This is a genomic window from Candidatus Methylomicrobium oryzae (assembly GCF_016745425.1).
GTDB lineage: Bacteria > Pseudomonadota > Gammaproteobacteria > Methylococcales > Methylomonadaceae > Methylomicrobium > Methylomicrobium oryzae.
In genome coordinates this window covers 33,484-52,070 of record NZ_JAERVK010000016.1, presented here as the reverse complement: position 1 = coordinate 52,070, position 18,587 = coordinate 33,484, and the positions used below count along the sequence as shown (strand labels likewise).

The following is an 18,587-nucleotide window of genomic DNA, read 5'->3' as shown; positions in this document are numbered from 1 at the left end:
TCAGATAACGGCCAAAAACTATCTGATCTATAAAAAACCGGAACTCGATCTGATATTTTTTAATTCGGGTTTCAACAACATTCACATTGAATGCCTGAATTCGACCTAAACGAGACATACGATGCGTTTTTCTCGGTGGTGGTTGAACATCAGCGTGACATAGGTCCTTTATTTATTGACCCTCTCGATTACTCAAATTCCGCTACTTTAATCAAGAAAAATTTCTCCGCTGGGATAAGGATACGGAACCGTGCGCCAGGATGGCGCTCTACGGTGAGCCGGCCATGCAGTTGCGTCACCAAGCTTATTACCAGCTGCAGGCCCATGGAGGGTAGGTGTTCGAGATCCAGCTCATCCGATAGACCGCATCCGGAATCGCCGACTTCCAACGTTAGACCGTCGGGTACATGCGTCGCCATTGTCACCCAAATCTCTCTCCATCCACCGACATCCAGATGGGTAAATGCATACTTAAAGCTATTCGAAACCAATTCATTGATGATCAGGCCCAGCGGCAGCGCATGGTCAATGTCAAGAATGAAAGACGGAATGTCAAGGCGGACCGTGGCGCCGGAAACGGTGCGTGCAAACGAGCGGTGAATGTGGTTGATCAATTGCGCTACATAGTCGGCAAAATCGATGGTTTTTAGATCGCGGGTTTTATAGAGCTGCTCATGGATCAAGGCCATGGAACGAATCCGGCTTTGGCTTTCCCGAAACAGTTCGCGCACATGGGCTTCGGGTTGAGCATCCGATTGCATTTTGAGCAGGCTGGCGATGATCTGCAGATTATTTTTGACGCGATGATGAATTTCTTTCAGCAGCACCTCCTTTTCATCCAGCGAAGTAGTTAATTGTTCTTGGTTACGCTGAAGTTCGGCGGTCCGTTCCTGAACCCGCTGCTCAAGCTCCACATTCAGCTTGAGGAGAGCTTCTTCCGCCTGCTTGCGTTCGGTGATGTCCACGATGATGCTTAAGATCAGTGGGCCTTCTTCCGTCTGGAGCAGGCTGAGCCCAATCTCGACAGGAATCTCCCGGCCATCTTTGTGACACCCATGGACCTGTCGACCCAGTGCCATCAAGCGGGGCTTGGGATCGTTAAAAAAGTGTTTCAGGTCGATGCGGTGTCGGTGACGGGAACGCTCAGGAACAAGGAGTTCGACGGGCTGGGCGATCAGTTCGGCCCGTGTGTACCCGAAAAGTGTTTCGGCCTGGGCGTTGATCAGCACGATATGTCCCTCTCGGTCAGTCATCACCATGGCGCAAGGGGCAGATTCGATCGCGAGCCGAAAGCGCTCTTCGCCTTGGCGCAGTGCCTGAGATGCCAAACGCTCTTTCGCCGACCGCAGGTCGCGGGCGCGCTTGACCCGCGCCTGAATCGATCGAACCAGATGCCAAGGTTCGATCGGTTTGGTGAGAAATTCGTCGCCACCGAGGTGCATGGCGGCGAGTTGTCGATCGATATTGGACTCGGTCGACAGAAACACGATGGCAAGTCCGGTGTAGGTGTCGCATTGACGGATCACGGCCGCGAGCTCGAGACCACTGCAAAAGGGCATATGCACATCCATCAGTACTAGCTCCGCCCGCGTATGCGGTATTGCCGCCAGAGCCTCTCGCGGATCCGTGACGACGGAGACGGTCATGCCCGCCCGCTCGAGATGTACTTGATAGAAGGCCGCAAGCTCCGCATCATCGTCCACGATCAGAATACGATAGGGATCTGACGGCCGGGCAAGGACGACTTCTTCCAAGGTTCTGACCAGCGCAGGGATATCGAGAGGCTTGGTCAGATAGTGGGTGTTACCGGTGCGAACGGCATGCAGGCGGGCGTCGAGGTCGTCCCGCACGGAAATGAAAATCACCGGAATGGGCTCTTCGCGCTCGGCATTGATGGCGCGAATGGTCTCGGCGCCCGCCAAGTCTCCTTGGGGAAAGACCATATCCATGAGAAGCGCCGAGGGGGCGGTTTGCGCAACGGCCTCGCCCAGTCCCTGAAGCCCTGGAAAAAGGCGTACTGTGTAGCCGAACTGTTGCAGCGCATAGCTGAGGTGGGTCGCGAGGTCCCGATCGTCATCTACCAGGAAGATCAGTTTTTCCGAACCTGCCGACTCATAGAATTTAGAAGGTTCGAAGCGGAGATCCCGTCCTGCCGGCGATTCATGGGAAGACTTAGCCGGAGCCGACGCCGCTTCGAGCAACACCCGATGAGCTTGCAGTTGATCGCGCTGGGTTTCCATCAAACCGGAGCTGGCCGTGATCAAGGTTTGGATGAATCGTTCGAACCGCCGTGCGTTCTCACTGACCTCATGATAGCCAAAGGTCGCGCCGGAGCCCGCCAGATTATGCACCAATTGGTAGAGAGCGGTCACTTGAGCCGCGGCACCATCGCTGGCCAAGACTTCTGAGCAAGCCTGTCTCACCGCTTTGATACGTTCGGGCAGCAGCACCTGATAGTGCTCGCGGAGCGCCGTTAAATGTTGGTGAAACGCCTCCCGGCCTTCATTCATGATAGCGATTCCAAAGATCCAGCACGGTGTCGGCGAGTGACATTGGATCAAAGGGCTTAGCGATGACCTCGACAACACCGAGCGTTTTGAATTGGGCGATTTCCTGCGGCTGAACCTTGGCGGTCATGAAGATCACCGGAATACCGGCGAGAGGGGGGATGGCCCGCAGTGCCTTAAGAGTTGAGGGGCCATCCAGGCCCGGCATCATCACGTCGAGCAGGATCAGGTCCGGGGTAAAGGCGGATGCTCGCTCGATCGCCTCCTCTCCCGAGCGGCATAGCGTTACGCTGAATCCGCCCACCGCTTCCAACGCGAGCTTGGCAACCGCGCCAATATCGGCCTCGTCTTCGACGTATAAGATCGTGTTTAATCGGGGGACGCTCATTGATATTCCTTCCCAGGCGCAAGGGTGGTCATACAGGCTTTCTCGTTCTCGAGGGGCGCGCCGTTGTCAACCGTCACGTTATCTGCGCTGCCCCAAGATCTTTCCTTATCCCTCTGGACCAAGGCGGTGATCGTTTCCAGTAATTCCTCGTTGGAGGTTCGTGTTTTCACCAGGACCTCAGCCACTTCGTGCAGGTGTTCAGGATCCGGTTCTTGGGAGGAGAACACGATCACCGGAACGGGCGGGACCTGCCGATTGAGCAGCGGCAGCAGGTTTAAGCCGCTGCCGTCCGGCAGCACGATATCCAGAATGACCAGATCGAACCGCTGCCGTGCCATCGCCTGTTCGGCACTCCGGAAATCCATCACAGCCACCACTTCCGCCGCGTCCGCAAGCAACAGTCCGATCACGCGCTGCAGATCCGGGTCATCCTCGACATGCAGGATCTTAGGCTTCCCCGTCATCTCGGATCGAGTGGCCTGTTCGACCGCGGCTATCAATCGCTGCTGATCAATCGGCTTGTCCAGCCAGTCCAGTACCGCAAACCCCGAACCCGCCAACGCCTCACACCCGGCCTGCGCCAGCCCGGACACCACGACGATGGGAAGCTCACGGGTGGCGGGTGCCGTACGCAGCGAACGAATCAATGTGATGCCGCTCTCGCCGGGCAACATCAAATCGACTATGATGGCGTCGTAATGCGTCTGCGCCAGCCTTTGGCGGGCCTCTTCGGCATCACCGACGATGTCGCAAGTGAATCCGCGTCGTTTCAACAGCAGGCCGATCAGGGCGCCAATGTCATAGTCGTCCTCGCAGATCAGAATCCGACCGCGTCCCGCATTGTTACAGCCGGCGGGCAGTGCCGTAAATTCGAGGTCATGCCAGATAGGCAACTCGAAATAGAACCGCGTACCGGTGCCCGGTTCGGTATCGAACCCGATCCGGCCGCCCATCTTTTCCACCAAGGCCTTACTTATGCTCAAGCCCAATCCAGAGCCGCCTTTCTGGCGCGTGTCCGAGGAATCGGCCTGGGAGAACTTTTGAAAGATCCTGTCGCGAAACTCGTCCGCAATTCCGGGACCGTGGTCGGCAACGGTGACCCGTGCCCAGTGTTCGCCGGAAGTTACGCTAATGTCGACCGGCGCACCGAGGGGCGAGAATTTGGCGGCATTGGACAATAGATTCGCCATCACCTGCAGCAATCGGTCAGTATCTACATTAACCTTGGCGTATTGAGTCTCCGAGTGGATGTCCTCGAGCCTGTAGTGGACACCGTACTGTTCGGCATAGGCTTGGTTTGCCTCCAATGCCGCCTCGATCAGCGGCTGAAGTGCCTGGGGTTTTAACGCAAAGCGCATTTTGCCGGATTCAATTTTTTCGATATCCAAAATATCATTGATGAGCAGTCCCAACCGTTCACTGTTGTTATAGGCGATGGTGATGAGTTGCTTCGCCTGCTCGGGTAACTCGCCTGCGATCCCGCCGGCAATGAGCCCAAGCGACCCGCGGATCGAGGTGAGGGGGGTGCGCAGCTCATGGCTGACGATGGACACGAATTCTTTTCTCATCTGTTCAATGCGCTTCCGTTCCGTCAGGTCGCGAACGATGGTAACAAATAGATGCTCGTCCTCGTGGTGTATTTCATTGGTTGATAGCTCCACGGGCACCAAAGACCCGTCTTTGCGGCGCAGCTCCACGCTACGGATCGTACCGGCAACCCTGGGCAAGTCGTCGGGCGGGTAGTCCGTGAGATAATGATCGTAATCGCTATAGTAAGGCTCGGGCATCAGCACATTGACCTTGCGACCAATGACCTCCGCGGCCGTGTATCCCAATAGCTGCTCTGCGCCGCGATTGAAGGATTCGATCGCGCCGTTCGGCTCAAGACTGATGATGCCTTCGATGACATGGTCGAGCACTGCCTGCAAACGGCTTTGGACCCGGCGAAGTTCGGTAATCTGTTGCTCGAAGCTCAGCTTGGGAGCGCGAGGTTCCTGCTCGACGTACTGATGCTCGGTGATCTCGTCATTCAACTGAGCGGTGATAGCCTGCAATTGGGCGGCACTGCTTCTGGGGGCGCGGATCGCGGCAAAAATAGCGGTCCCCCCTGCGATCACGCCGTTGAGAATGTTCCGCCTAATCGTCCAAGCCATAATTGCCTTTGATGTTTGCAGTGTTTATCAAATAACCATTTGTTTTTTATGGATAAATGTTTTTGTCTTTATCTTTTATCATGTTTTGGTGTAATTTCCAAGCCTTCCCCCAAAAAGCTTAATTGTTACTCGGTTTCGAAATCTTTCCATTTTTTAACGAATGGGCGCCCAATTTTTTTCAGAATATAACCCAAGCGAATGTTAAAAAACGGATTTTTAAAATTACCAGCTTGCCAATCACTGAAAAAATATCATCGCTGGTTAACACTCTGGAGCGAAGTAACTCTGAATCCACTCTACGATCAATAGGGCCGTATAAACAATAATTAACGTCTGCCTCTCATCAGTAAAGAGAAAGATAATGAAATTATTGAAAGTCGTTTATACACCGATACCAGTCAATAAATTTTTGAACTACGATCAATCACTTAGCTGTTTCTTAAATTCTGATATCTGACACTTGACCTGCGCTCTGGAGCTGCATGGCAGATGTGTCGGGCAAACTGCAGGAAGCGGAAGCGAGATTGGAGCGGCCTTAGAAGTCTTCGGGAAAAAGCGCAAATGCGCGCGGCTTGAACGCCAGATCGCGCGCGGCCGGGCTATGGTCGAACACCATGTCCCGGTTCATCCGTTCCGCCATCGCGGACGACCAATGACGATAGCGGGGAAACAGACGGAACAGGGCGCAGGCTACCCGGAAAGCAAACAAAGGCACCGGTAAAAGCAGCGGAAACCGGCCCATACAGGTAAATATGCGGATAATCATGTTCCGGTAAGAAAGCGTCTCTCCGCCGGAAAGATTGTAAGCGCGGTTGGCTGCCGCCGACGATTCCAGCGCTGCAAGACAGGCATGGGCGACGTCCTGCACGTGGATGGGCTGGCGCAGCCCTTGTGCTTTACCGAACAAGGGAAAGAACCCGAATCGCCGGACGAAGCGGGCAATCTCGGCGATATTTCCGTCCCGCCCTAATCCGTAAATCAAGGTCGGCCTGAGGATCACCCATTCCACGCCGCCGCTTTCCGCCCATTGCTGCACCCTGGCCTCCGCTTCGGCCAGACGGCGCGAAACGGCCTGCTCTTCTGCATCGGAAGAATTCTTTTTCGTAAAGCGGCTGGTTGACGACAGGGTCACTAGGCGCCGCACGCCCTGGGATTCGAGCAAGGCGAAATGCTCGGGCAGAATCCAGATAGGTGCGGTGCAGATCCAGTACTTGACCGCCGTTTCGCTTGGCGCAGGGGGAGCGGCAGCGGCGCCCGGTTCCGGTAGAGGCAGCCATTCTATTCCCTCGGGGGAAGGCGCCGATTCGCCCCGGTAATAGGCGGTTACCCGCCATCCGGCCTCCGTTGAAAGCGCCAGTAAACATTCTCCAACCAGACCGGTCGCGCCAATAACGGCGAGGTTTTTGGAGGCTGGTTTCGCAGCGTTCAGCGATAAATGATGAGGGAACGATATAATCGAATTATGTTTCACTTCCGAATCCTAACCTGCGTTCGACATTTTTGAATGAACGGTAAGCAGCGATCAAACCGAATCGGAACCAGACCCCTAATGCGACCAGCCACATCAATATGCCGGGATATTGATGACGGAAAAATTTGAGGTAAAACCGCATCATCCCCTTGTGTTTATGCCATTCGACGAAAATAGGCCGACTGCGGCTGCACGCGCCTTGTGCGTGAATCACCCGCGCCGAAGGGACGAAGAGGATTCTCCAGCCTTTCTGACGGAAACGCATGCACCAGTCGAGGTCCTCGCAATGCAGGAAGTAGCCTTCGTCCCATAGTCCGACGTCGGCAACGGCTTTGCGTTTCACCAGCATGCAGGCGCCTGAAATCGCTTCCACTTCGGTCGGGCTTTCGGGCAGCGGCTGTTTGTGCAGATAAAAATCGAAGAACAGCTTCGGCCAGCGCTTGTCGAAATAGTTCAAACCGAACGCCCGTACAAATGAACGCCAGGGCGTCGGTACCGCGCGGCGGGCTCCGCCTTGCTCGGAACCGTCCGGATTGATCAGCAGCCCGCCCGCCATTCCGGCTTTGTCCTCGGCTTTCAACGCAGCTAATAGTTCGGCCAGGGCGCCTCTTTCGAAACAGCAGTCGGGATTCAGAAACAGCAGATAATCGGTTGTCGCCAGGGCGGCGCCCTGGTTGCAAGCGGAGGCAAAGCCGGTGTTGACGGCGTTTCTGACGAGCGTTACTGCAGATAAACCTTCGATTTGTTTGAGACTCTCATCTACGGAGGCATTGTCGATGACGATGATCTCGACAGGTAAGGGGCTGGTAGACAGGGATTCAATGCAGTTACATAACATATTCCCTGAGTTGTAATTAATAATGATTGCCGAGAGTGAAAAAGTCACTTTTTACCTGTTCAACGCCGCAAGGGAAACATACGTTTGTCTAACGCTCGCCAGATTTCGCCTATAGAGGCTTTCCTTGTTTGCTGTATTGTTTTCCTTTTTTGCCACATTTTGGGAATTCCACGAATCGCGTCTAGTTTTGCTTGGGCAATAACTTTACCTTTTCCTTGCAGACTAAAGTAAACGACAGAAATTAGGTTTAATAGTATATGAAAAGGGAGAAATAGCCAAAACAATATTCCCGGCATATTTTTAATGTAAGTCCACACCAGATTACGGTGGCCATGATAAATCGAGAAGTCGCTGTGCTGGCCTCCCGTGGTTGCCGAGCCGACATGGTTTACCACGGCGTCGGAAACATAGAAAGCTTTGTAGCCGGCCAGCCTGAGGCGAAAACCTAAGTCGACATCCTCGACATAGCAAAAATAGTCTTCATCGAAGCCGCTAATTTCCTGTAACGCTTCTCGTTTGTATAGGGCCGCGCAGGCACAAGGAGAAAATATTTCCCTGGAGATTCCTTCAAGATCAGATTGGCGCCGCCCATGAGCATGACGCCACACCAAGCCGGAACAGTGATAGACATCCCCGATACCGTCGATTATTTTTGTTAAACCATAGCTCATCTGCCGTGAGCCGAATGAGGCAAGATCTGGATGAGCTGTAGCAGCGGCCATTAATTGTTTCAGCCAATCAGGCTCCGGAAAGGCATCTGGATTCAGTAAAGCTACAAATTCGGTATTACATTGTGACAGAGCAAGATTATTGGCGGAGGCAAAACCAGTATTTTTGTTTAATTTATGAATTGTAATATTTGAGGCAGAATCATTAAATTCGATTGAACTGTCAGTGCTGGCGTTATCAATAACTAAAATATGTGCTGGTAGCAGCGACTGCTTTAGCAATTGCGTTATGCATTTGCCAAGTAAATCTCCGCTGTTCCAATTAACTATAACTACAGTTACAGAGGCGCTTCTATTTTTTAAAGGATCGTGAAATTGAGTTTGCATATTGCATATATCTTAACTCAAAGCAAAATCGCTAACGGAAGGATTACTTGGAGGGGCTAATTTAGAATTGCCAAGACATCCGGGTCAAAAGCCAACTCATAATTTTCGAGCTCACGTAGAGTGTAACCGAGCTGTGAAGGCAGTAATCCTATAATCCTTTCAACAGCATGCGCCAACGTGCCATCCAGTTGGCCGGCTTCCAATTCAAACTCATCGACTTTGATTACAGATTTATCTAACAATGGCAGCAGTGCGGAAACACGAAACCAGTACATTGATCCGGCTGGAAACCGGAAAGCATATTTACCGATGGACTCTTGTGCCCCAAGCCGGGCGAGAAGCACGTCTAGCCACGGCTTATTGTCGGAATGAATATACGGCGCAGAAAGGTCAATTAATGAATTGGGCGGTGCGAGCAATCCCAGTTCACTTTCTGATGAAAATCTACCGACAATTTTCTCGACGAGATTGGGAGTGGCTACTAAGGAAGAAATTAAATTTTCGCGCAAGTTCTCACCATCCGTTCGCTGAGGTGATTTTTTCGTATGTAACTTGCAAACATATTGATAACCGAGTTGACTAACTTGCTTGTATGCCATTAAAAAAGGCCGAATATCACGCCCACGATTTTCCGTCTTTAGAACGAAAATATTCGGAAACCATTGACGAATTCTTTTTAAAGCTTCTAAGGAGATATCTTCTTTAACGGTAACAAACAAATCGACCATATTCTGTAACTGTGACAGATATTTAAAAAATATAGCGTCGATTAGATCTTCATAATAAAGGTGAAGAATTATGGCAGTATCATAGCGTTTAGTAAAATCAGCATTAATATCTGCTATCAGTGCCGTAACCTCATCTTTAGCCTTTATAAGGTTACGTAGAACATTAGCAGTGGCATGCAGATGGGCATAACCATAATAACGATCCGGTTCGAGATGGGCGCCTTCTGCCCATTCGTTCCAAGCATTAATGAACAGCAACCGTTCATCAGGTTTATGTTGCAATGTTATCTGAGCAGCAGCTGAAAGCCACTTCGCATAAAGTTCCGGCAACGCGTTAGCGAAAGTATGACCGTTTCCCGGCTTACGGGCTTCGTTATCCCATGACGGAACAACGGTTTTAAAATTAACAAACTCACTCTCTTTTTGCTGACTGTATTTTTCCGCCAGATGGGCATATTCGAAAATATTCCCTGTATATTCTGGATTGATAATCTTGAATTTGCGAGTCAGGGGCGGCACATTCACTTGATGCGGGGGAAACTCTACCGCAGCGTCGAATCCGTATGGCCGAGGATCGGTAATCTCGAATGTGCGGGCTGCGACCAGATAAAGGCCGGCAAAGCCGTTTTCCTGCGCCCGTTTACGCCATCTGGCTGCCGTCGCTTTTGCGTCGGGCAATATACTGGCGCGATACACAATCAGCAAGGGCTTGTCGTCAATCCGGATGTAACGGGGATCCGCAAAGGCCGGAAACATCGCTTCGATAAAAGCAATATCGTCTTCAGGCGAATGATTTTGCGCCATCAGCATATCGTTTTCCGAGCCGTCCCAGCGCCGCGACCAATTTTCATTAGCCCAGCAAAAGCAAAAATCGATATTCATCGCAGGATCTGCCAAAAAATTATTGATAGGCAGCTCAAGCAGGCGTTTACCTCCAAACCAGTAAAAATGAAAGCAAAAGCCGGAAACGCCATATTGACGAGCCAGTGCGATTTGTTGATGCATCGTTTCCGGCAGGCGGAGATCGTAGAAGCCCAACTCGCCGGGCAGGTGAGGTTGATAGTGGCCGAGAAACTGGGGTTGTGCCTTAGTTACGTTGGTCCATTCGGTAAAGCCTTTTCCCCACCAAAGATCATTTTCGGGGATGGGATGGAACTGGGGCAAATAAAAGGCGATCGTCTTGAGGGGAAGCTGGCGCAGATCCAGATGATCGGAGACTTTCGGAACATAGCGGCTGGCCCAGTTTACCTTGTGTTGAGCGGTTAAGAATCTCTCGTTGACGTAGGACTCCAACGAGTCCAACCGCAAGAATGGACTCTTCTGTATTTTGGATGATGATAATCTTTGCTTAAGACCTTCAAGGCCTTCTTCGCGGAAAATTGCACATGTCTTGCGCCAAGCTCCTTTGATGCTGCCGCTTCTGCTTAATATATCCCGGAGGATTCTTATTAAATTTTTAATAGAGGTTACATAATGTCTGATAATTCTAACTGGCAAAGTAATTTTCCAATTCTATATATTAGATTCTAGTTAACTTTTTATGGCTAAAGGTCAATGATTTTTGAGTGGCACTTAATTAAACGTGTTCTTAATGTTATGATGGTAAATTATTTTAATCAAGATGACTGCATGGCTTCTGTTATTCAATTTAAAATCCGTTTTTATAGCCCTACATGTGATCAAGAATATAATATAACTGATTTTGCACTGGCATAAATTGCGATTATATGTTGGACTGAAGCATATGCAGCCGACCTACTCGATGCGATTTTGACTCGGAAAGCTTATAAAATTAGGATTAGATTGAAAGTTTCATTATTTCAATAGAAAGAAAAAAATGATTTGAGTCGATTTGGGAAGCTTCTAATTATACTCCAAAAAATCATGTCATCTTGACTATTTTGGTTTGCAGGTATGTCATATTTAAACTTTTGTTCAAGCTCATTCGCCCTTCCTCCAATAAAAGAGCAACTGCCTGGAACGGCAATTGTTGGGTATTTCTTAGCCAAATAATCTATACCCTTATAATATCTCTCAGTCAACTTTCCATGAGAATAATGCTGGAATTGAAGAGGAAAAACTTTTATCTCGATCCCGAAATTTTTCTGAGCACTAATGCAAAAATCTTCTGCGTATAAGTCAAAAGTCAATTTCTCGTCAAAGCGGAGACCCGGATAGGTAGCCAGCAGTGATGTATGGATCAATATACTTTGACAATCAAGGGTTTGAACTTTAGCCGTATTGGTCACTTCGTTTCCCACTTCAACTGCATGAGAGCCATCCTTATTGCTACACAAATGTCTTCCGTAGGGAACTGGAGCATCGTTCTCAAGATTTATCCCAAAAGTACCATAAACGGAGGTTTGATCTAAACGGCCAACAACAGCTAAACCACACTTTATTTCGAAATCCTCGTGAACAAAAAAAAGCCAGCAATTATCATGTATATTTTTTTCAATTATATTATTATAAATTACAGGCAAGCCGTGATTAAATTGTCTATTGTCAATTCCTATTAATTCATAACAATTTAAATTGATATTGGATGTAAAAAACCTTTCATACATCTCAGGATTAATAAAAACCGTCACTAGTTTTATTTCTTGCATATTGATATTTTTTTCAATAAACATTAAAAAAGCTGATATCGAGCTTGTAGAAACGAATGCACCAGAATAAGTAGAGTGAGAATGGATTGCTTGGCTCTATTTTCAGGATGGGACTCAAAATTTAATGGTTTTCAAAATTAAGATAAGATTTGTTGCGGTTTTAAATTAAGAACAGTATGTGTGTAGTTATTGCCGATCATCATCGCATGTTTGAGTTTTCTAAATTGGACGATATCTTCTTCAGAAGCATGATCTCGTAATGACTCAAATAATGCCTGAAAATCATACGGACGAATGAAGTCTAACCCTGCAATATCTTGTTCTTTAACAATTTGTGCAAAATCAATTATTCCTTTCTGAATTTCAGCAGCAACAAATTGTCTTTGTTTTTCATGTTCATTGACAGTTCCAGATATGGGAAAAAAAGTGCCATTAGCATAATCAATCCGAACAATTCCATTTTGAGGAGACGAAGTTATAAGTTCTATTAAATTAAAATACTCTGCAAAATGTGTTTGATCACCATTAAATAAAAAGCCGACTTTGTTATTTTTGTGAGCCACTTTATCATTTACGCCCAGATAAATTCCATGAAGGTTTTTCTTCTCATAACCCCAGAGCTTCAGCAACTTAACTAGGGAGTTTTGAATACTTCCGCCCCATCCTACATCGACTATGACGATATCTTTCTGATCGAAAAAATTTATTTTTGAGAGATAATCAAAAAGTACCCTACGCTCTGTTATTGCTTTTTCGAGAATAGATTTTTTATTTCTTAAAAAGCATTCCAATATCATGGGCTCAGCCCATTTCGAAGGATCTGGACCAATTTTTTTCAAGTCTGCTTCAAGATCTCCTAGGTTTGTGTAGCCGAATCGCTCCAAAATATCTTTTGTCCCACTTACTCCAATTGTGGTAGTAAATAATTTAAGCGTTTCGACATCTTCCGCATGTGAGAGATCTATGAGCGAAGGGAAACTCATGCAGCGGCGAGAGGCCATCAAATATGCCGCTTCAACATCATCATAAAATAGACGGTATATCTGGCTCATTATGTCGCCATCTCGTGCCAGAAAGAAAATTTTATTGCATGATAATTTGTTTTTTAGTATTTGACTATTAATAAAGCCGCAAAAAACAGAAACCAGTGCACCACCAAATAGAAACCCGAACTGTCTCCAATAATTGGGAACCTGATCGTGAAATCCCGATTTCCAATACCGGAAAACAGAAATCAGAAAAGATAAGCCAAGGCTTTGTTTTGAATTTAAAAACTCGATTTTTGAATTTAGGAATGAATCATGCTGATAATAAGCATGGCTTTCCATATAATGAATTGCGTCGAATCCATACGACGTCGGCTGCATAAAATCGGCAATAATATTATCGCCAATGTGAATTGCATTGCCTATACAGCTGGGAAGGCTCTTTTTTAGCCACTCGAATCTGCTTCCGTCGCCCTTGATGTAATCATCTTCCGATGACACAAAAATATCTGCATAAACGGAAAATCCATTCCGTTCTAACATTTCGGCGATTGTTGATTTATTCAAATACATATCCGAAATGAAATATATCTTTTTTCCGGCGGATAATAGCTTTGAATAAAACAAATAAACTTCGGGATTAGCTACACAAAATTTAAGCTCTGTAGCAATTTCCTCGTCAATTGACGCATCTGCAAAATCCTTATAAATCTCAAAGATGCTGATATCCTTCCGATCCAGGAAAAGCTCTCTTGTTTTTGTCTCTTTTTGAATGCGTCTGATATGAAACTCGGGATCTTCCGTTCTTACCGAAATATATTCAAATAAATCGATTGGCCTTTGAAAAAGGCGGATAATCGCGGTGTCAAATACATCGAAGAAAAAATACTCGTATTTATTGATGTCAATGGATGAGAGAGGCTGGTAGGCTGGCTTTTCAAGTGTATTGGCTAGCTTAGACTCTGGTTTATGTGGGTTTGAGTTAAAGTCTCTCAGGCGAGACCTGATTCCTTCCAAACCCTCCTTGCTCATGATATAAAACGTACGTTTGAAAAGCTCAAAAACTGAATGGCGACGGGAATATCGAAGAGCTAAATCAAAAATACTCTTTCTCAATATATAAGCTTTTTTAGCATGCCTTACTGCTTTTCCAAAAAATCTTATTGGAGCTGTCAATTTCCAGCTAGTCGATTCTAGAATAGCTTTAACCGTGGACTGCGCCTGCAAAATTTGCATGTCTCGCTTAGCTACTGTATTTTGCAGATTAACTAGTTGTCCCTCATAGTCAGCTATGATTCGGTTGAGGTTAGCGATTAATCCGTCATGTTGGGCTATAACTTGGTTGAGATTGGCTATCTGGTTATCTCGATCGGCTACGGTTTGTTTATGATAGGTTAGCTGTGCATCGTACTCGGCTATGGTTTGGTTCAGTCTGACGATTTGCTCATCCCGTGCAGCTATAACTTGGCCGAGGCTGTTGATGTTGCTATCGCGTTCGGCAATGGATTGGCTGAGGTGATTGACATGGATTTTTATCTGGCTAAATTCGAATCGTTCCCACTGCCTGGCACCTAAAGCTGCAAAGTAATTTTTCAGTTGCAGTTTTTCTGATGTATTGCAATTCAGCCAGACAAGTTTTTTGGCCTCGGTCGCTCCATCCAACTGTAGTATTCCAAGGCCATGAGAATGCAGAAACTCGAGAGTATTGGGATAACGTATTTGGAGTTCTTCCCATAATTTCCATACACCGAAACCACGCTCACGCACATTGATGTCATGAAATAGCACAACTGCACCCGGTGCTAATTTGGGCAACCAGGACTCAAAATCGTGATTGACCGCTTCGTACGTATGCAGGCCATCGATATGCAGAAGTTCAATTGAGGCATCTGAGAAATAATTCAGCGCTTCATCGAATGTCATGCGTAGCAGTCGAGAAAAACCAGCGTAGTGTTCCTGGTTGTGTACATTGACATGATGAAACACTTCATCGCCATATTGCCCTGCATGCTCATCGCCTTGCCATGTGTCGATAGCATAGCATTGAGTGGCGAGATTAGCCTCATAGACTGATTGGCAGAACGAAAAATAGGAATGCCCCCAATGCGTACCCAGTTCGACAAAAATAGACGGTTTGTATATTTGAATCAGCCATGCTGCAAATGGAAGATGGCCGAGCCAGGCACTATTTTTTTTAAAAAGGTATGGTTTAAAATTTGCTGATTCTAGTAACTTTTCGCAAACGCTATCCATCTATGAGCTCATTGTTTTTAAAATAATGCTGTTCATGGGTATGCCAATTAATCCGCTAGCTACGCTGGTTGATTCGGATTTGAAAATAATTGCATCATGTACCCAATGATGTTGTATATGATTTTGCTGAGTGCCATTTGCGATTGCTACGGTAATCGAGTAATTGCCCGCAAATAACCTGGGCATCTGAAATAAAAAATCCGCCGTCAAGAACTGGCCTCCTGGACAGACAACCGGTGAGTCCATATAGCTAAGATAAGTATTATCTCCAAATAAACATTGTCCTAACTTATCTTTTACGAAAAAGCCAATGATAGGAGAGTTAAGATTTGAATGCGCGAGGGCTTCAATTCTCAGCACCACTTCTTCTCCACCTACAACCCAGGCAAGCGGCTTGCCTTCCCTGTCAAGAAATTTGACTGAGACAATTTGTGCTTCGCCTTTGCCGAATGACGGCGCTTCGGGGTTGAATTCGAATAATTGAATATCGTTGCGCAAATTGCTCGCGTTGATAAACTCCTGACGTTGATCTTTCGCGTGGGCTATCGAATGGTCAATCGCTTCTATTTTAATGCGGGTTGTCGTGCTTTTGCCCTGTTGAGCCTCGTAGAATGCTTCCAAGTAATTTTCGCAAATTTTCTTGGGTGGGCCCTCTTGCAGAATACGCCCTTTTTCAAGCCAGATGCCATGGGTGCATAAACTTCTTACAGAGCCGGTATCATGGCTAACGAATAACACCGTTCCCGTTTTCATAAAGCTGCGTAAGAACAGCATGCATTTTTGGGTAAAGAATGCGTCTCCCACGGCCAATGCTTCGTCCACGACTAAAATATCCGCATCCACATGTGCAATGACGGCAAATGCCAATCTTACCATCATGCCGCTGGAGTAGGTTTTGACGGGTTGTTCAATGAAATCGCCAATATCGGCAAAAGCGACAATATCATCGAAACGGGTATTGATTTCTTCTTTGCTCAAGCCAAGGACGGCGGCGTTCATATATACATTTTCGCGCCCGGTAAATTCTGGGTTAAAGCCGGAGCCTAGCTCTAGCAGAGCGGCGATGCGCCCATTGGTTTGAATGTTGCCGCCGGTCGGATTCAGCGTGCCGCAGATCAGCTGCAATAACGTTGATTTGCCGCTGCCGTTACGGCCTATAATGCCGACCGTTTCACCTTTTTTTATCTCGAAAGAGACGTCTCTCAGCGCCCAGAATTCGCGGAAATATTGTTTGGGTTGCTGCCCCGCCAAGTGTTGCAAGCGCGGATAGATCGATTGTTTGAGCCGGTCCTGCGGCTTATCGTAAATCTGGTAGCATTTGGACAAGTTGTCCACTTTAATGGCGATTTCAGAGGACATCGGCAAACCCTTTGCGCGTCTTCTGGAACCAGACGAAGCCGGCCCACGCAGTGCTCAATCCTGCCGCCCCCATCAGGGTCCATTGCCGAATATCCGGCACTTTTCCGAAAATCAGCGTATTGCGTCCTTCTTCAATGATAAAGGTGAGCGGATTGATTTGCAGCCAGAGCTGATATTGATCGGGCAGGGCGCTGACCGGGTAAAACACCGGGGAAAGAAACATCAATACCGTCGTCAGTATGCCGGTGATCTGGCCGATGTCGCGCACGTAGACGCCGAGTCCGGCCAGAAACCAGGCACAGCCCATCGTCGCAAGGACCAGGGGCAATAAGACCAGCGGAAACAGCAAGGCCGTCCACATGATCTGCTGGCTGAGAAGCAATTGCGCGGCCAATAAAACGATCAGGCTGATCGAGCTATGGAAAAGCGCCGAACTCAAGGCAACCCAAGGGAGGATTTCCAGCGGAAAAATGACTTTTTTTACATAATTGACATTCGAGAGAATCAGGCCGGGGGCGCGGTTCAGGCATTCGGCGAACAAACCGTGGACGATCATGCCCACGAAAAGAACGATTGCGAATTCGGTTTGGCTTTCTTCAACGCCGATCCCCCAGCGCGACTTGAAAACTACCGAGAACACAAAGGTATAAATCAGCAGCATCAGGACCGGATTGAAAAAAGACCATGCCATGCCCAGCAACGAACCGCGATAGCGTCCTATCACTTCGCGTTTGGTCAGCGTATAGATCAGGTTGCGGTTGCGCCAGAAGCTGGCAAACATTTCGCGGAGAGAAATGTTGAAGCGTTGCATCAGGCAAATGTTTCGGCTTGATCCAAAGGCAAGCCGCCGGCGTCCTTAGCCGATAGAACCGGAGCATCCTGAATCAGCCAGTCGATCGCGAGCGTCGCATCATCCCAGGCAATACAGCGTTCGTAGGTCGGCGCATAATAGTCGGTCGTCTTGTAAAGGAACTCGGCGTGGTCGGTCAATACGACGAAACCGTGCGCGAATCCTTCGGGTACCCAAAGCTGGTGTTTATTTTCCGCGGAAAGAATGGCGCTAACCCAGCGGCCGAAAGTGGGCGAGGAGCGGCGAATATCTACCGCAACATCGAGCACTTTGCCGTATGCCACGCGCACCAGCTTGCCCTGGGGCTGGTGAATTTGATAATGCAACCCTCGCAGGACGTTTTTCGCGGAACGCGAATGGTTGTCCTGCACGAAGTTCACTTTTCGGTCTACGATGTCTTCGAATTGGCGCAGATTGAAGCTTTCAAAGAAAAAACCGCGTTCGTCGCCGAACACGGCGGGCTCGAGCAGGATAACGTCGGCTATCGCAAGGGGAGTCGCTTTCATCAGAATATGTTCTCCTGCAGAATTCGCTGCAAATATTGTCCATAACCGTTCTTGGCGAGCGTCCGCGCGAGCTTGTCGAGTTGGTCGACACTAATCCACTGTTGCCTGAAAGCGATTTCTTCGGGGCAGGATACTTTGAGCCCCTGACGGTTTTCGATGGTGGCGATGAATTGGCTGGCGTCCAGCAAAGATTCGTGGGTGCCGGTATCGAGCCAGGCATATCCGCGGCCCATGATTTCGACGTTTAGCTTGCGTTGCTCCAAATAAATGCGGTTCAGGTCGGTGATTTCCAGTTCGCCGCGCGCCGAAGGCTTGAGATTCCGGGCGAGTTCCACCACGTCCCGGTCATAGAAATACAGGCCGGTCACCGCGTAATTCGATTTGGGCAAAGGCGGTTTTTCTTCCAGCGTGAGGGCCTTGCCTTGCTGGTCGAATTCGACGACGCCGTAACGTTCCGGATCGTTGACGTGGTAAGCGAATACGGTGGAGCCCTCGCTGCGCGCCATCGCATGGCCGAGAAGCTCCTGGAGATCGTGGCCGTAAAAGAGGTTATCTCCCAGAATCAGGGCGGAAGGGTCGCCGCCGATGAACGACTCGCCGATAATGAATGCCTGTGCAAGCCCGTCGGGACTGGGCTGCACGGCATAGTGCAGGTTGAGTCCCCATTGTTCGCCGCTGCCCAGAAGCTGCTCGAAGCGCGGCACGTCCTGCGGCGTGGAAATGATCAGAATGTCGCGAATGCCGGCCAGCATCAGGGTGCTGAGCGGGTAATAGATCATCGGCTTATCGAATACCGGCAATAACTGTTTGGAGATGGCGAGCGTGGCGGGATGTAAGCGGGTGCCCGAACCGCCGGCCAGGATGATGCCTTTACGTTGCATAGG

At 48.6% G+C, this 18,587-nt stretch carries 13 protein-coding genes; all 13 read right to left on the bottom strand.

The genetic code is table 11. The annotated features are described in order from the left end of the window. Positions 1 to 188: 188 nt before the first annotated feature. On the bottom strand, positions 189 to 2,510 hold the full coding sequence (locus tag JJL52_RS16895) for a response regulator (RefSeq protein WP_202053667.1): 2,322 nt from the start codon (positions 2,508 to 2,510) through the stop codon (positions 189 to 191). After that, the gene (locus JJL52_RS16890) at positions 2,503 to 2,895 is read right to left on the bottom strand and encodes a response regulator (RefSeq protein ID WP_202053666.1); all 393 of its coding nucleotides are present in this window, start codon (positions 2,893 to 2,895) and stop codon (positions 2,503 to 2,505) included. Before JJL52_RS16890 ends, JJL52_RS16895 begins: the two co-directional genes overlap by 8 nt. Next, positions 2,892 to 5,048 (bottom strand): ATP-binding response regulator, encoded by a 2,157-nt coding sequence (locus JJL52_RS16885; protein ID WP_202053665.1) that lies wholly within the window; start codon positions 5,046 to 5,048, stop codon positions 2,892 to 2,894. The genes JJL52_RS16890 and JJL52_RS16885 overlap by 4 nt, the downstream gene beginning before the upstream one ends. Before the next feature lie 535 nt (positions 5,049 to 5,583). Continuing rightward, complete coding sequence (locus JJL52_RS16880; protein WP_202053664.1) at positions 5,584 to 6,519, bottom strand: NAD-dependent epimerase/dehydratase family protein; 936 nt, start codon at positions 6,517 to 6,519, stop codon at positions 5,584 to 5,586. Beyond that, on the bottom strand, positions 6,509 to 7,405 hold the full coding sequence (locus JJL52_RS16875; RefSeq protein ID WP_202053663.1) for a glycosyltransferase: 897 nt from the start codon (positions 7,403 to 7,405) through the stop codon (positions 6,509 to 6,511). Before JJL52_RS16875 ends, JJL52_RS16880 begins: the two co-directional genes overlap by 11 nt. A gap of 11 nt (positions 7,406 to 7,416) precedes the next feature. Beyond that, positions 7,417 to 8,412 carry a glycosyltransferase family 2 protein gene (locus JJL52_RS16870; protein ID WP_202053662.1) on the bottom strand — a complete coding sequence of 332 codons (996 nt, stop codon included), beginning with the start codon at positions 8,410 to 8,412 and terminating at the stop codon, positions 7,417 to 7,419. Positions 8,413 to 8,468: 56 nt separating this feature from the next. Next, entirely contained in the window at positions 8,469 to 10,433 is a 1,965-nt protein-coding gene (locus JJL52_RS16865; RefSeq protein WP_202053661.1) for a glycoside hydrolase family 99-like domain-containing protein, read from the bottom strand. Positions 10,434 to 10,960: 527 nt separating this feature from the next. After that, the gene (locus tag JJL52_RS16860; RefSeq protein ID WP_202053660.1) at positions 10,961 to 11,773 is read right to left on the bottom strand and encodes a hypothetical protein; all 813 of its coding nucleotides are present in this window, start codon (positions 11,771 to 11,773) and stop codon (positions 10,961 to 10,963) included. A 113-nt stretch (positions 11,774 to 11,886) separates the two neighbouring features. Then, on the bottom strand, positions 11,887 to 14,988 hold the full coding sequence (locus tag JJL52_RS16855; protein WP_202053659.1) for a class I SAM-dependent methyltransferase: 3,102 nt from the start codon (positions 14,986 to 14,988) through the stop codon (positions 11,887 to 11,889). Continuing rightward, positions 14,989 to 16,347: an ABC transporter ATP-binding protein gene (locus tag JJL52_RS16850; RefSeq protein ID WP_202053658.1), complete on the bottom strand. Its 1,359-nt coding sequence runs from the start codon at positions 16,345 to 16,347 to the stop codon at positions 14,989 to 14,991. Further along, the gene (locus JJL52_RS16845) at positions 16,337 to 17,158 is read right to left on the bottom strand and encodes an ABC transporter permease (protein WP_202053657.1); all 822 of its coding nucleotides are present in this window, start codon (positions 17,156 to 17,158) and stop codon (positions 16,337 to 16,339) included. The genes JJL52_RS16850 and JJL52_RS16845 overlap by 11 nt, the downstream gene beginning before the upstream one ends. After that, positions 17,158 to 17,703 carry a dTDP-4-dehydrorhamnose 3,5-epimerase gene (gene rfbC / locus JJL52_RS16840; protein WP_202053656.1) on the bottom strand — a complete coding sequence of 182 codons (546 nt, stop codon included), beginning with the start codon at positions 17,701 to 17,703 and terminating at the stop codon, positions 17,158 to 17,160. Before rfbC ends, JJL52_RS16845 begins: the two co-directional genes overlap by 1 nt. Beyond that, entirely contained in the window at positions 17,703 to 18,584 is an 882-nt protein-coding gene (rfbA, locus tag JJL52_RS16835; protein ID WP_202053655.1) for a glucose-1-phosphate thymidylyltransferase RfbA, read from the bottom strand. The genes rfbC and rfbA overlap by 1 nt, the downstream gene beginning before the upstream one ends. Between the last annotated feature and the right edge of the window lie 3 nt (positions 18,585 to 18,587).

Coding starts and splice junctions, on each gene's coding strand:
- JJL52_RS16890 (WP_202053666.1), bottom strand. CDS start 2,895: ATGAGCGTCCCCCGATTAAACACGATCTTATACGTCGAAGACGAGGCC.
- JJL52_RS16895 (WP_202053667.1), bottom strand. CDS start 2,510: ATGAATGAAGGCCGGGAGGCGTTTCACCAACATTTAACGGCGCTCCGC.
- JJL52_RS16855 (WP_202053659.1), bottom strand. CDS start 14,988: ATGGATAGCGTTTGCGAAAAGTTACTAGAATCAGCAAATTTTAAACCA.
- JJL52_RS16845 (WP_202053657.1), bottom strand. CDS start 17,158: ATGCAACGCTTCAACATTTCTCTCCGCGAAATGTTTGCCAGCTTCTGG.
- JJL52_RS16850 (WP_202053658.1), bottom strand. CDS start 16,347: ATGTCCTCTGAAATCGCCATTAAAGTGGACAACTTGTCCAAATGCTAC.
- rfbA (WP_202053655.1), bottom strand. CDS start 18,584: ATGCAACGTAAAGGCATCATCCTGGCCGGCGGTTCGGGCACCCGCTTA.
- JJL52_RS16870 (WP_202053662.1), bottom strand. CDS start 8,412: ATGCAAACTCAATTTCACGATCCTTTAAAAAATAGAAGCGCCTCTGTA.
- rfbC (WP_202053656.1), bottom strand. CDS start 17,703: ATGAAAGCGACTCCCCTTGCGATAGCCGACGTTATCCTGCTCGAGCCC.
- JJL52_RS16860 (WP_202053660.1), bottom strand. CDS start 11,773: ATGTTTATTGAAAAAAATATCAATATGCAAGAAATAAAACTAGTGACG.
- JJL52_RS16885 (WP_202053665.1), bottom strand. CDS start 5,048: ATGGCTTGGACGATTAGGCGGAACATTCTCAACGGCGTGATCGCAGGG.